Origin of the sequence: Prevotella sp. P5-108 (genome assembly GCF_002251385.1) — a bacterium.
Lineage (GTDB): Bacteria > Bacteroidota > Bacteroidia > Bacteroidales > Bacteroidaceae > Prevotella.
The window spans coordinates 134,919-150,115 of the sequence record NZ_NPJJ01000057.1 but is presented as its reverse complement, the minus strand read 5'-3'; the positions used below and the strand labels follow the sequence as shown (position 1 = coordinate 150,115).

10 protein-coding genes are annotated in these 15,197 nt (G+C 44.7%); 6 read left to right on the top strand and 4 right to left on the bottom strand.

The window, feature by feature from the left end; all coding sequences use genetic code 11:
• Positions 1 to 12: 12 nt before the first annotated feature.
• The 5 genes from CIK95_RS11225 (at position 13) to CIK95_RS11205 (ending at position 6,514) form a co-directional block, all read left to right on the top strand.
• On the top strand, positions 13 to 2,508 hold the full coding sequence (locus tag CIK95_RS11225; RefSeq protein ID WP_094467024.1) for an Hsp70 family protein: 2,496 nt from the start codon (positions 13 to 15) through the stop codon (positions 2,506 to 2,508).
• Positions 2,505 to 3,125 carry a hypothetical protein gene (locus tag CIK95_RS11220; protein ID WP_094467023.1) on the top strand — a complete coding sequence of 207 codons (621 nt, stop codon included), beginning with the start codon at positions 2,505 to 2,507 and terminating at the stop codon, positions 3,123 to 3,125. Before CIK95_RS11225 ends, CIK95_RS11220 begins: the two co-directional genes overlap by 4 nt.
• A 278-nt stretch (positions 3,126 to 3,403) precedes the next feature.
• Positions 3,404 to 5,188 (top strand): AAA family ATPase, encoded by a 1,785-nt coding sequence (locus tag CIK95_RS11215; protein ID WP_094467022.1) that lies wholly within the window; start codon positions 3,404 to 3,406, stop codon positions 5,186 to 5,188.
• A gap of 12 nt (positions 5,189 to 5,200) precedes the next feature.
• Positions 5,201 to 5,677 (top strand): hypothetical protein, encoded by a 477-nt coding sequence (locus CIK95_RS11210; protein WP_094467021.1) that lies wholly within the window; start codon positions 5,201 to 5,203, stop codon positions 5,675 to 5,677.
• A gap of 12 nt (positions 5,678 to 5,689) precedes the next feature.
• Entirely contained in the window at positions 5,690 to 6,514 is an 825-nt protein-coding gene (locus tag CIK95_RS11205) for a hypothetical protein (protein WP_094467020.1), read from the top strand.
• A gap of 272 nt (positions 6,515 to 6,786) precedes the next feature.
• Here the strand turns inward: CIK95_RS11205 and CIK95_RS11200 are convergent, their stop codons facing one another.
• Both CIK95_RS11200 and CIK95_RS11195 read right to left on the bottom strand, forming a co-directional pair.
• The gene (locus CIK95_RS11200; protein WP_094467019.1) at positions 6,787 to 9,159 is read right to left on the bottom strand and encodes a leucine-rich repeat protein; all 2,373 of its coding nucleotides are present in this window, start codon (positions 9,157 to 9,159) and stop codon (positions 6,787 to 6,789) included.
• Between the two features lie 67 nt (positions 9,160 to 9,226).
• The gene (locus CIK95_RS11195; RefSeq protein WP_216820587.1) at positions 9,227 to 9,364 is read right to left on the bottom strand and encodes a hypothetical protein; all 138 of its coding nucleotides are present in this window, start codon (positions 9,362 to 9,364) and stop codon (positions 9,227 to 9,229) included.
• A 965-nt stretch (positions 9,365 to 10,329) separates the two neighbouring features.
• On the opposite strand from CIK95_RS11195, the gene CIK95_RS11190 reads away from it, so the two are divergent.
• Positions 10,330 to 12,525, top strand: a complete 2,196-nt coding sequence (locus tag CIK95_RS11190) for an alpha-galactosidase (RefSeq protein ID WP_094467018.1) — start codon at positions 10,330 to 10,332, stop codon at positions 12,523 to 12,525.
• Positions 12,526 to 12,888: 363 nt separating this feature from the next.
• Here CIK95_RS11190 and CIK95_RS11185 read toward each other — a convergent pair whose 3' ends face one another.
• Entirely contained in the window at positions 12,889 to 13,887 is a 999-nt protein-coding gene (locus CIK95_RS11185; RefSeq protein WP_022311711.1) for a glycoside hydrolase family 130 protein, read from the bottom strand.
• A 28-nt stretch (positions 13,888 to 13,915) separates the two neighbouring features.
• Positions 13,916 to 15,196, bottom strand: coding sequence for an MFS transporter (locus CIK95_RS11180; RefSeq protein ID WP_022311710.1), 1,281 nt, complete (start codon positions 15,194 to 15,196; stop codon positions 13,916 to 13,918).
• Position 15,197: the final 1 nt, after the last annotated feature.

Sequence of the window (15,197 nt, the reverse complement as noted above, 5' to 3'; positions counted from 1 at the left end):
AACAATATTATCATGGCAAGAAATAAAATAGACTATGGCATTGACCTCGGAACAACTAATTCCGCAATTTGTCGCATGGAAAAAGGCGTGCCTGTTGCTATCAAAACAGATGTATTGAAGGATACGATGCCTTCGTGCATCTCTGTAAACAAGAAAGGCTCGATAAGAGTAGGTGATGGTGCCTATAATGATATGAAACAAGACAAACGTCGTGCTACAAAGACTTGGCGTGTTGGAGCGTCCAATACATACGTGGAGTTTAAGCGTACAATGGCTACCAATACCAACTATGTATGTACAAACAAAAACTGCAACTATACCTCAGAGGAACTGTCTGCCGAGGTATTGAAAACTCTTAAGTCGTTTGTCACAGACGAAGAATTCGATTCTGTTGTCATCACTGTCCCTGCCAAGTTCACTGTGAACCAAAAAACAGCTACAATTGAGGCTGCTAAGCTGGCTGGTTTTAAGCATTGCGAACTATTGCAGGAGCCGATTGCAGCTTCTATGGCATACGGCTTAACAGCAGAAGAAAAGAACGGACTATGGATGGTATTTGACTTTGGTGGAGGAACTTTTGATGCAGCACTCTTAAAAGTAGAGGACGGCATTATGCAAGTGTTTGACACTGAGGGTGATAACTATCTTGGTGGAAAAAACTTGGATTATGCCCTTGTTGATAATATTATAGTTCCGTATCTAAAACAGAACTATTCTATTGACAACATCTGGATGGATGCGGCAAAGAAGGAAATTCTTCGCGATGCGATGAAGACGTATGCCGAAGATGCAAAGAACCAACTTTCATTCAAAGACCATGAGGATATTATCTCCAATTTGGGCGAGCTTGGTGAAGATGAAGAGGGAGAGGAGTTTGAACTTGACCTAACCTTGACACAGGCACAAGTATTCGATGTCTTTCGTCCATATTTTCAAAAAGCAGTAGACATCTGCAAGAACCTTATACAGCGCAACAACCTTAAAGGCTCACAAATCACGAAATTGATTCTTGTAGGCGGACCGACACACTGTCCGCTTATTCGTCAGATGCTGCGAGAACAAATTACCCCAAATGTTGACACGAGTATCGATCCGATGACCGCAGTAGCAACAGGCGCGGCTCTCTATGCGTCAACATTGGATGCAGAGGTTTCTGATGATGAATTACAAGTAGGAACTATCAAACTTGACATTAACTATGAATCAACTACAGTTGAATCGACAGAATATGTACCAGTGTGCCTTGCAGATGGTTCTACTCTCAATAAGGTTTTCGTTGAATTCGTAAGAGGAGATAAGGCTTGGTCAAGCGGAAAAATGGAAATAGACTCTAATGGTGATGTTGTAGAAATTACCCTTTCGGAAGGTAAGGCCAATTTGTTCAACATATTATGCTATGATGACAAGGGTAATATTCTTCCCTGCTTCCCTAACGAAATCACAATAATCCAAGGCACTGTTGTAGGAGCTGCACCATTACCTTATAATATAGGTATAGGCATTTGGAGCGAGGAGAAGAAACGTAGCGTAATCGAAATGGCTAAGGGATTGGAGAAAAACAAGCCTCTTCCTGCTATTGGAATTGTTGAAAGAGACTTGAAAACTACAAACCAGCTCCGCCCTGGAGTGGCAAGCGATATTCTGACTGTCCCGGTTTACCAAACTGATGACTTTGAAGAATCCGCAGGTAAGCCAGCCTCACACTATGAGTATGTAGCAGATGTTGTCATCACGGGTGACGAAGTTGACTCTTTTATTCCAGAGGGCAGCCTTGTGAATATCACATTGAAAGCCGACTCATCCGAACAGATGAGAATGGAAGTGCATTTCCTTGCAACTGATATCACTATTGAGAAAAATTTCGATACAGGCAAGAAACACACTTTGGAGGATTCCAATAATCAAATTAATAAGGGATTTGATGAAGCTGAAGCATCAATTGAGACATTGGAAGAGAGTGGTATCTGCGTAAGTGATTTAAGAGCCGAGCTTGCCTCTTTGCATACTGATAATGAAAATACAACGGAGAAAAAAGAGGTGCTCAAGCATCTGCGCGATTTGCTAAGAAAAATTGAAAAACTTGATGCTGGTACAGAATGGCAGCGTGTTGAAAAGGAGTTGCGCGATGAGTTTGACAATCTCGAAAAGGCACAAAGCGAATTGGGTAATGACAAGTCTGCCCAAATGGTAAACCAACTGCGCACGCAAACAGACAATGCCATTCGAACAAAAGATGTACAAATTGGTCGTCAGGTTTTGGAACAGGTAAAAAGTCTGTTTTTTCAACTTACAATGCTTTATCAGTGTATAGGAATTGTTAGATATTGCAACGATCGCTTAGGAACAATCCGTTGGAAAGACTCTTCACGAGCCCGACAACTTGTAAACCGAGGGATGGAGCAAATAAACAACAACCCTACAACCGAGGGACTTAGACAAATTGCAGCGGAACTGTTGGGGCTTATGCCTAAGGAGGACGCAGCAAATGCTGGAGGACTATTAAAATGACAAACGAAGATATATTATCACAATTTCCCGATGGTGATTTGAAAAATATCATGCAAGAGTTAATTGTTGCCAATGATTCATTGGCAAACAAAGAACCTGTGTATGGTTTTCACCATAAGTTTTATGTACCGGGTTGGATTGGATTTATACAAGAATGTATCGTAGAGTCTAAAATGCAAAAGTTTGACAAACAAGTTTTCTATGCAGGTAAAGGGTATATCGACTTTATAAACTGGATAGGAGATAAAGCTGATGCTGTAGCCAAATGTTATTCAGAAATTGAAAATATGGACGAAGCGAAAAGCACTGTTTGCAAAAAACTGATTGTAGCTATTTTTGATTCGACTATAGATAATTGGGCTAAGTGCTGTCCTGAAATTGCAACATATTGCAACATTGATTTTGATGGAAACACGAAGATTAGTCCTATAGGGTGCATTCATTATACGCTGGCTTCAACTCTGCAAAAATTTGAATATCCTCAAATCGACAGTTCTTCATCAGAGAGCAGTTTCGTTTCAGAGATAAAAGCACTGGGCTATTTTATAATAGGATACATCTTAAATGCTGCTTTTCTTGCCTGTGTTTTTGGAATAATAATAACAATTTTAAAATAACTATATCCATGATAAGAATTATTATTACAGTTTTAGTGTATTGCCTTGTCGGTTGGCTTCTGTGCGATATTAATCCCGACAAGTATTACACATGGTACTCCGGCATTTGGCATGGATTGTTCTTCATACCAAACTTGTTGCGTAGTTGGTTCTGTGATGCTTTATATAAAGCGAACGATTACAGCACAGCATACAATGTGTGGTGGTGGATAGCGACCGTTTGGAGTTGTATAGGATTCGTCTTTGGTGGAAGTAATCAACGAGGTTAAATAATATTTATGTACTTCAAGAAGAACGATAAAATAGGTTCATACACAGTAGCGTTTCCGCATAAGCAAGGGTCTTATGCGGAAACCTATCGTGTAAAAGATACAAGTGGCAAGACCCGCTTCTTGAAACTTATCAATTACTCAAAACTCAATCGTAATCAGATTGATGATAATGGTCGAGTGATAGAGATTGAGATTGCCAAATTGCTGAAACATCATAATCTTTGTCAGTTTATAGACTCTGGCAATATGATGATGAACGGAAGGCAATATGCTTGGCTCGTCACCGAATTTGTAAGCGGAGAAACTTTGTCGCAGAGAATTATCCGTGATGATGAAATCAGCGTATATGAGATAAAAACAATAGCTAAGACTGTATTATCGGCATTGTCTTTCTTGCATACGCTACCTACACCTGTCATTCATAACGAGGTAACAATACAAAACGTTTTTCTTAATCTCGTTGGGGAACTGCAAGACTTGAAACTTATTGATTTTGGTTATGCCAGATTCTTGAATCAACCGCCAACCAAGCCAGACATGACGGAGTTGAATCCTTTTTATCTTGCGCCAGAACGATTCTCAGGCGTTTGTTCTGTTCAGACAGACCTCTATTCTGTTGGAGCGATGATGTACCATCTTCTTTATGGAGAGTTGCCTTGGTTCTTAGATATTTCAAGTAAGCGTGGGCAAGATGTTATCGATTCCATCTTGGCAGAACGAGACAAAGAACTTTTACTCACAAAAGAGGACAAGTATGAACTTGACGACCAACTGCTGAATGTGATAGCAAAATCTTTAAGCTATGATGCAGAAGACAGGTTTCAAAGCGCAGATGAGTTTATAAAGGCTATTGATGGAGAAGTAAAGATAGAACGCCAATCTACGAAACGTAAGATTTTATCACAACAACAATCCGCCAATCCGTCAGTTCCTTCCGCTATCAAGAAGAAAGGTGAAGGCTTTGCAGCAGTTGCCGGAATGGAAGAGTTGAAGCAACAAATGCGTGAAGAAGTTATCGAACCTCTTCACAATCCCGAAGAATACCATCGTTATGGTGTAACTATTCCAAATGGGATGTTGCTGTATGGTCCTCCTGGTTGTGGAAAGACATTTTTTGCAAAACACTTTGCGGAAGAGGTCGGATTCAACTTTATGTGCATCACGCCAGCTACTCTAAAGAGCCGTTATGTTAATGCTACGCAAGAGAATATTGCCAAGATGTTTAAAGAGGCAGAGGAGAACGCACCAACAGTGATTTTCATTGACGAGATGAATGAACTTGTCCCTAACCGGGATGATGGGAATGTGCATGAAATGTCAAGAAGTGCAGTTAATGAGATGCTGGCCCAAATGGATAGGACTGGAGAAAAAGGCATATTCATTATTGGGGCAACAAATTATCCAAATATGATTGACCCTGCGATTTTGCGTGCGGGACGTTTGGATAAAAAGTATTACATTGGTGTGCCTGACATAGAAGCTCGAATGGCATTGTTCAGGTTGTATTTGAACAAACGCCCTTACGATTTTGGGTTAGACTATCATCAATTAGCTGATATGACCCAAGGTTATGTCTCAGCTGATATACAACTGATAGTCAATGATGCGTCACGAAATGCACTTCTCCAACATAGCAAAATAACGATGGAGCTATTGAAAGCTGCAATTACAAACACAACTCCTTCACTTAGCAACAATGAATTACGCAAATACGAGCGCATTCGAGCTATGATGAATGGCGAAGAAGTTAAGAAGTCAGATGATAGACCTCGTATAGGTTTTAACGTTTAAATTATTACTGTTATGACAAAAGAAGAATTATACTTGAAAACCATTTTCTGTTGCATTGCTTGTGATGGAGATGTTGCTACAGAGGAAGTAGATATAGTTAGAGATTTGTGCACAAAAGACAACATCTTTCACGATGTAGATTCGGAGAAGTACCTCAACTCATGGATTACAGAAATCAATGAGCAAGGTGGAATGTTCCTGCAATCTTATCTTAAAGAACTAAATTCTGCGGGTTTGAATGAAACAGAGCAGTTACTAATAGCGTCACTTGCCATCAAAGCAATTGAAGCAGACAACCGCATAGAATATGCCGAAGTAAAATTCTTCAAAAAGATACGTTCAAGACTTACTATAAGTGACGAGGCAATATTGGCAGAACATCCAAACAAGGAGGATTTTCTCTTACCTGATATTAACATAACTGAAATTCCTCAATGGGATGATAGTACACATTTTTCACAAATATCTATTTCTACCCAAAGCAACTAAACGTTAACGACTATGTGGAATCCTTTTAAGAAAAAAGACCCATTAGAGAGACAAAGGGCTAACTATTCTTTAGCATTTGACATTGTTCCAAAAGTTCTGAATGCATTCGACACTGGAAATATACCATTGACAGAATTGGAAAACGTCTCAACTTTCATGAACTTTGCCGATGACAGCAAGAGTATCATAAAATGGAAAAAGATAACGATTTCTGGTACCGATTTCAAAAGCTATCAAGATAAGCACATGATAATAATTCGGTTCCCAGAGCCGTTTACTTTATCAAGTGCAAAAGCTGGAATAATTGTTGTTGACAAAAGGTGTCGCCAAACAAGATACTTTACACTGGAGGCTTCTTTTGGTGGGTGTATGATTGTTGAAATCTTGGGACAGAATCGTAACAATACAGGCATTACCATTGCGGACAAAGAAGATCTTACAGAATTTGCCTCTATCGTTTTCAGTTTAGCCATAAAGCAAGACGAACAGAAATCTGCGTCTACCGAACAGGTTGTAAATAATATGGAACAAGCAGGTGTAGGTGAAAGTGTCATCGCACTATCGCTTAATGCTCTGATAGAACAAATGTCAGCAAGATACTCTGAGTGGAAAGGTCTGTTTACCGTAACTCCTATGGCTGATCATGTTTTGGTTAAATGCCATAAAGGGTTTGATGATACAAATACTCGCAAAGCTATACCATGTTTATGGAGAAGAAAATCCTTTGTTGATAATTGCAAAATGTTTGATGTCAAAAGAATCGTATTTTTAGACTCTGTGAATCACACTTTTGATGAATTAAAGCCATTGGAAATAGATGCATCTACACTTCCTTGATTAGAGTATAAGAACCTGCTTTGTCAAATTTCAAACAAAGTAAGTTCTTATAACCTGAGTTCGGGATAAGAATGTCTTTGTAAAAGTTGGTAATCCCAAGTTTAAGAAGACAACGCTTCTGAGAAATGACAATTGGCAAACATATTCCGACTTGTTTGTTATAATTGAGCCCCTTCTTTAAGGGGCTCTATTATTGATTTGATTTTTTCACCTTATATTATATATGATATATCCAGAAAGCGGACACAACCTGCATAACGGATAATCATATTTTATTTCCTAAACAGTTTCATCGTGCGCCATACATCCTGCATTTGGGCAGATGATGAAATGGTAGGAGTCTGTGATTTGTTGTTCACAACTATTGACTTTTGCGATACATTGGTCTTAACGTAATCTGCCAAATCGCCAAGAGTTACATTTCCACGTGACTCCTTTAACTTTTTAAGTAGGAAATACGTAAACAAGCCATGTCCTTTCTCTTTATATGGATAAGCTGTTTCGCTCCCATCTGCAGCAGAAAAGACTACTACATTACCAGTCACTATGTCTTTCTTTGGCTTGATAGCTACACCTCGTGCAGAAACAATCATACCGTTTTCTCTACGGCTACCACTGAAACAGGCATCCATAAAGACTATGGCTTGCTTGGCATCGATGCTTCCGATTGAAGAATACAGACCACTTAGTGGTAAACATGCCTCCAACATAGATGGTGTGGCATCTGCTGGCAGCAGATAGGCTTCATTGTTCTTTTCATTTGGCACTCCATGACCGGCATAGTAAAAAATAACATTTATATCACCCTTGTATGCTTGCGAAATCTGTTTTAATGTACTCAACGCGCCCAATATCTTACCATAAGTAGCATCAATATAAACCTTTATGTTTTCTTTCGGAAGACCTAATGTTTTATGACAATACTCAGAAAAGATCTTTGCATCATTGACTGCGAAAGGAACACTCGCAACATTCTGATAATTCTCATTGCCTATTATGAAGGCAAACGTATTCGAAGAGTTGACAGAAGAGACAGGAATGTCTTTGTCTATCGTACGGTCTATTATAGCAACAGGCTGAGTTTTCGCTTTTTGTAATGATTGCGGTGTCGTTTGTACTTTATTGTCAGCTACGTCAACTATTATTTCTGGCAAATCTATATTTGCAGACAAATTCTGGTCAGGCACATAGTTGTTAAGCGATTTATATACATTGTTACCCAGTTTGAACGAGAATGAAACAATAGCGGCTCTATCGTTAACAATATCGTAGTTCGGTGTTATTTTAACATCATTTTTCCATTTTTCCTTAAAAGTCGGAGCTTGTGCAATAGGGACTTTTATGAATAACGTATCTACATTTTTGATATACACAGGAAAAGTTTCATTTTCAGGGTCATAGGCAGCAAGAATATATCTCAAGTCCACACGTTTGTTGGTGTTGAGGTATTTTGACTTATACTCTTTTGTCAGTTCCTTTACCTTTAGATTCTGATTGACGGCGGTTACGCGTTTCTTCCACTCTGACTGTTTCTCAAATTCTGATTTTTTCTGCCAATTCTTTATATCTTCCTCTATTAAGGGTTTGGCATATTCGCTAAATGTCTTAAAGAGCCCACCATACTCAAAATTGTTGGCCTTTAATGTGTAAAATGCAGATTTAAATGGCGTTTCGCCCCAGCTGTCAAACACCCCGTTATGAATTGTAATTTTGGAAGTGAGTCCATAAATTTCAGTTAGTTTATAACAAAATGCGAAAGCCATATCTCCTATATAGGTCACTTTAGATGGAATAACAATCTTTGACAGACTATGGCAATTATCGAAAGCATAATTACCTATATATTCCAATTGTTTTGGCAGTTCGATAGAAGGAAGTGACATACATCCACTAAAGGCACCATCCTCTATTCGTTTAGTGCCTTCGAAACGGACTTTTCGAAGTCTTGTGCAATCACGCACCATGTTTTTTTCTATCACGGTTCTATAACCCAAATCCAGAGTGTCAAGATAGTTATCCTTATAGTCCCCAAAGATTTGTTTCATGGTCACTCCATGTACATTAACATACGCATAAGTAAGAGATTTGCAGTTGGAAAAAGCGCCATTTCCTATTTTCATGTTCTCATTAAACAAATATATCTTGTTTAGTTTATTACATCCTGAAAATGCATAGCTTCCTATTTCCTTTATTGATTCAGGTAAGTAAACCCATTGCAGTTCCGGCAATTGATAAAAGGCATAATCTCCTATTCTCTCCACTCCGTCTTCGCAACTAACAGATAATAAAGACGTAAAGTTTCTAAAATCGTATTTGCTAATATAAAATGTTTTAGGTATTGTGAGGTAACGAATATTCTTTACGACCTTCTCTTCACTCTTATTTAATCCAAGAGAACAAAAAGTTACAGGATAACTCTTGCCTTTATAAGATACATAGGCAGGTATCACCAAACAGGTAGAGTCTTTCATTTGTTTCGGATGCAAGTTAGCCACGGTACAATATAGTTTATCGACAATTTTGGAAAGGCGATATTCAATACCCTGTATAATAAAATGCTTATCCTTCGCCTCTATTTGGGAGGTGATTCCCCACAACAAGACAAACAACATCAAATAGCGAAATAAAATCTTTTTTTGCAACATATTGTATACTTAAGTTAAAATAGAAATTAAACAATTATTGGGTTTAAGGTCTTAGAAGCAGAGCGTCTTACCAGCCTAAAATCTTGTCGATTGTATTTTGAATGTCCTCACTTCCGCTTTTCAACTCTTCGTGCAAAGCCCTTTTGGCAGCTGCTTTGTCCATACTCCCATTATAGGCAATGCGAACAAGCACTTCTTTGTTCATGGTTGCTTTAATACGATAGCATTCCATGATAGTGATAGTACGTCCATACTTTGAAAAATTTGGTAGTTTGAGCAGCCGCATTTGTTACTAAACAAAAAAGGGAAACCATAAATGCAAATAATTTTTTCATTGAGATAATCGTTAGTTATTAATTTTTTTTAGTACAATACACCATAAATGGACAGTTCTATAAGTATCTGGACAACAAAAACCAGTCCATGATATGCTCATGCCAGACATTTCGCTTGTCTTAGTGTTACACTAAAGATGAACAAAACCTGACTGTTGGCAAAAATACAAATTAAATCTGAATAGCCCGCCTCTTTTGATGCCTTTTTTGCAAATATAGTACATTTTTTTGCAATCATGGTTCAACTTGATATTCTTTTATTCTAAATCACCGCCCCAACCTTAGACTTGCTAACTACCTTTGGTGGATGAATAAAATATCTAACCGCAGTTGCGGGCTCGTATCATTAGTTACGTGGTTGCGTGTCGTAAGTCACGAGCTCACGTATCGTAAGTCACGGGCTCTCGTGACTATTGATACGAGCCGACAACTGTGGTCAGAGGCGCGGCCGGCGTAGTTGCTGCGGTGGTCGGCTTAGTCGTCGCAGTGGTTGGCGCAGTTGCCGCGGAGGGCGGCATGGTCGGTGTAGTGGTGGCGATGGACTCTAAAGAAACCGTGATAATTGACAATCATCACGGATGGAGTGAAAATAATCGCCCTTTTCTTTTGCCATGCACCAACCTTTGGCTAACTTTGTAGAAAGTTAGGTCCCTGCGCCCTGCCCCGATGGCTGCCCTGGTCGCAGACACGATGAGCGCTCGGGCCATACCTTATTAATATATCGGTGAACACTATCTGTATATAGGTGAACACCATCTGTATATAGGTGAAAAATATCAGTATATCGGCGAACACTATTAATATATATAAGTGAACAATAACCCAAAAACTTATAATGATGAGAAAAATCTTTGTGATGCTGTCGTTGCTGGCAGCGGCCGTGACCCACGCCGCCGAACAGCCCCAGCGCGTGTCGGTGGAGACTCCCCACATGTCGTTAGTCCTGGAAGTGTCGAAAGACATGCAGCCCCGCTATGTCTACCTTGGCGAGCGTCTCGGCAAGCATGACCTCGACAACGCCGTACCTCTGGCGCGCACCCCCATCTATCCCACCTACGGGTCGGAACTGGTGCATGAACCCGCACTCGCCATAACCCACGCCGACGGGGCTATGGCCACCGACCTGCGCTATACAGACACCAAGGTGGTGGCAGAGCCCAAAGCCACGGTGACCATCGTGCGCATGCAGGACAAGGTGTACCCCGTGGTGGTAAACATCTGCTATCGCGCCTATAGCGACGTGGATATCATCGAGACATGGACCGAGATAGAAAACTATGAGAAACGCCCCATCACCCTCAACCGCTTTGCCAGCGCCATGCTGCCCATACGCCGCGGCGATGTGTGGATGACACGTTTCCACGGAGCATGGGGCAACGAGGCAAGGCTCGTAGAGCATCCGCTGCAGCGTGGATTTGTGACCGTAAAGAACAAGAACGGTGTGCGCAACTCGCAGACAGAGCATGCCGAGGTGATGTTCTCGCTCGACGGCAAGCCCGCAGAGAACCACGGACGCACCATCGGAGCAGCCCTCTGCTATACCGGCAACTACCGTCTGCAGGTGGAGACCTACAACACCGACTACCATTATCTGCTGGCTGGCATCGACGAGGAGTGCTCTGCCTACCATCTGGCTCGGGGCGAACGCTTTGTCACCCCTGTGCTGGCGCTCACCTACAGCAATGAGGGCAAGGGCGGTGTGAGCCGCACGTTCCACCGCTGGGGCCGCGAGTACAAACTCTGCCACGGCAACCAGGTGCGCGACATCCTGCTCAACAGCTGGGAGGGCGTGTATATGAATGTCGAAGAGAAGAAGATGGACCAGATGATGGCCGATTTCAAGGCCCTCGGCGGCGAGCTCTTCGTGATGGACGACGGATGGTTTGGCGGCAAGTATCAGCGCACCGACGACGCTGCTCTGGGCGACTGGGTGGCCGACACTCGCAAGTTGCCCGGTGGCATCGAGGCTCTGCTCGACGATGCCAAGCGCCACGACATCAAGTTTGGCATCTGGATTGAGCCCGAGATGACCAACGAGCGGAGTGAACTCTACGAGCGCCACCCCGACTGGATCATCAACGCCAAGAACCGTCCGCTCGTGGGTGGACGCGGCGGCAACCAGCTGGTGCTCGACATGGGCAATCCCAAGGTGCAGGACTTCGTCTTCGGCGTGGTCGACAATCTGCTTACCCGCTATCCGCAGATAGCCTATATCAAGTGGGACGCCAACATGTCTATCATGTCTCACGGTTCGCAGACGCTCTCTGCCGCCAACCAGAGTCACCTCTATATCGCCTATCACGCGGGCCTGAAGAAGGTGCTCGAGCGCATACGTGCCAAGTATCCCGACGTGGTGATGCAGAGCTGTGCCAGCGGTGGCGGCCGCGTCAACTGGGGCATACTGCCCTACTTTGACGAGTGGTGGGTGAGCGACAACACCGACGCCCTGCAGCGCATCTACATGCAGTGGGGTACCAGTCACTTCTTCCCCGCCATCGGCATGGCTTCGCACGTGAGCGCATCGCCCAACCACCAGACCATGCGCCGTCTGCCCATCAAGTATCGCTTTGATGTGGCTATGACAGGCCGTCTCGGCATGGAGATGCAGCCCTGCGATATGACCGACGCCGAGCGCGACTTTGCCAAGCGTGCCATCGCCGACTACAAGACCATACGGCCTGTGGTGCAGATGGGCGACCTCTACCGCCTGGTGAGCCCCTACGACGACCAGCACATCGCTTCGCTCATGTATGTGACTGAGGCCAAGGACAAGGCTGTGTTCTACTGGTGGAAGATGGCCAACTTCGTAGACGACCATCTGCCCCGCGTGTGCATGGCTGGTCTCGACCCACAGCGCATGTATCGCGTGCACGAGTTGACCCGCATCGACAAGGCCCCCCTCTTCTGCGAGGGCCGTCTCTATAGCGGCGCCTTCCTCATGAACCACGGCCTCGACTTCCCCTACAATCACAAGACCGACATAGAGACCAACGGATGGTCAAGCCGTGTGCTCTATCTCACAGCCGAGTGATCCCTGGGCGCACAGCCCGTGACAGATAACTTACAAATACATAGATTGCAACGCATTGCGCGTTGCAATTTATGTATATGGCAACAGGAAATAATCTTTTCGTGCTTTGATATCATTGCCTCTAACCGTTACTTGATCTTAATTTAGGCTATTTCCGGTTTTGAGCAGATTGGCTCTGGTCTGGGTGAAGCCATAGCGAGTTATGCCTCCATCAGTATGGCATGAATATGAGTCAGAAGACCTGTCGGGGTTAGACCGTTTGGTGCTAATGCGCAAAAAAAGAGGATGACGGCGCTGTGCCGACATCCTCTCGTAAGAGTTGTGATGACGGCTCCGCAGAGGAAGCCGACATAATGGGTGCTATCAGATGATACTGTTCTTGCGGGTCCACTCGATAATCTCGGGGATGTAGCCGAAGGCCAGTCCGGTGACGGTGTCTGCACAACCGTAGTAAACGGCTACGCGTCCGGTCTCGGGGTCGTGAAGCTCGGCACAGGGGAAACATACGTTTGGCACGTCGCCGGTGAGCTCATACTGCTTCTGCGGAGAGATGAGGTAGGGACCGCTGCGGTAGATGGGCTTCCAGGGCTGCTCGAGGTCGAGCAGAGCCGAACCGAAGCTGTATACATAACCATTGCAAGAGTGGAGCACGCCGTGATAGAACAGCAGCCAGCCCTCGCTGGTCTCGATTGGGATGGGGCCGGCACCAATCTTCATGCACTGCCATGCACTCTGCTCGAATGGAGCGGGAGCCATCACGTGGCGGTGCTTGCCCCAGAAGCACATATCGGGCGACTCGCTATAGAAGATGTCGCCGAAGGGAGTGTGGCCAGTGTCAGAAGGACGAGAGAGCATGGCGAAGTTGCCATTGATCTTCTTGGGGAACAGCACGCCGTTGCGGTTGTAAGGCAGGAAGGCGTTCTCCAGCTGGTGGAAGGTCTTGAAGTCGGTGGTCCATGCCACGCCGATGGTTGGGCCGTAGTAGCCGTTGCACCATGTGACATAGTATTTGTCCTCTATCTTGCACACACGTGGGTCGTAGCCATACACCCACTGTCCCACTTCCTCGTTGTCGCACTGGAAACGGAGCGGTTCTTCATTGATGTTCCACTTCTTGCCATCCTCAGAGAAGCCTACGTGAAGCACCATGCGGCGGTTGGTATCATCGCAGCGGAAAACGCCAGCGAAACCATTGCCGAAGGGTACTACGGCACTGTTGAAGATACTGTTGCTGGTGGGCAGCAGGTCGCGGGGGATGATGGGGTTGTCGCTGCAACGCCACATTACATTCTTGCAGTCTTGCGGACGCTCTTCCCAAGGCATGTTGGGCAGGGCTTGTCCTTCAATAATCAGTTTGCTCATAATCGTGATGATTTTGGTTGTATGAATATTATTGTTTCTTGTCAGGATAGGTGAATGGCACAAACCAGGTGATAAGCAGTGCGGGTATGATGAATATCAGCACAAAGAGGAAGAAGCCCTCATAGCCCAACAGCGTGGTGAGCTTGCCGCTCGACATACCGGTGACCATCACGCTGAGGTTCATGATACCCGAGGCGATGGCATAGTGGGACATCTGGTTCTTGCCGGGAGCTATCTGGTGCATCATAAACATGGTGAGGCCCACGAAGCCAAATCCGTAGCCGAAATACTCTATCACGATGCCGCCGCCGATGAGCCAGAGGCTGCTGGGCTGGTAGATGGCGAGGAAGGTGTAGACCAGGAAGGGCAGGTTGAAGATAAGGGCGAGGACAAACAGCACCCGCTTCAGACCGAAGCGTGCGATGACGTTGCCGCCGAGGATAGAGCCCACCACGAAGGCTGCGGCTCCGAAGGTGCCATAGTAGGTGCCAATCTGCTCATTGCTCAGTCCGAGTCCACCCTGGGAAACGGGGTCGTGGAGGAAGAGGGGCACCACCTTCATCACAAATCCCTCGGCGAGGCGATAGATGATGATGAAGAGGATGTAGTAGATGATGTGTGCCTTCTGGACAAACTCCTTGAGCACATCCCACAGTTCCTTCAGCGTCTCGCTGGCACTCTTCTTGTCGTCGTTGTGCTTGCCGTCGGTGGGCAGGATGAAGTAGTGGTAGATACCCAGCGCGGTCATCACCACGCAGAGGAAGACGAGGATGGCGGTCCAGGCATTGAGCACTCCCACCATGGGGGTGATGATGCCGGCTATCCATACCAGCAGTCCGGTGGCAAAAATCTTGGCGATATTGTAGAACGCACCTTGCCAGCCTATCCACCGGGCTTGGTCCTCCTTGGACAGCACGCCCATATAGGTGCCGTCGGCAGCAATGTCGTGGGTGGCACCACTCAGTGCAACTACGGCAAAGAGGGCTATAGAGATGGCGAAGAAGTCGGGGAGGTGGAGCGAGATGGCTGCCAGACCGAAGACGACGCCACTGACTACCTGGGTGAGGACTACGAAGAACTTCTTGGTCTTGTAGAGCTCAAGCAGGGGGCTCCACAGGAACTTCAGGGTCCAGGGCAGCATGATGAGGCCGGTCCAGAAGGTAATCTCTGCATTGCCTATGCCCAGGTCCTTGTACAGGAGAGACAGTACCATATTGAGCACCACAAAGGGCATGCCCATGGCAAAATAGAGGGTGGGCACCCAGGCTACGGGGCTCACCTTCTTATTGGCTAAATTGATTTCTTTCATT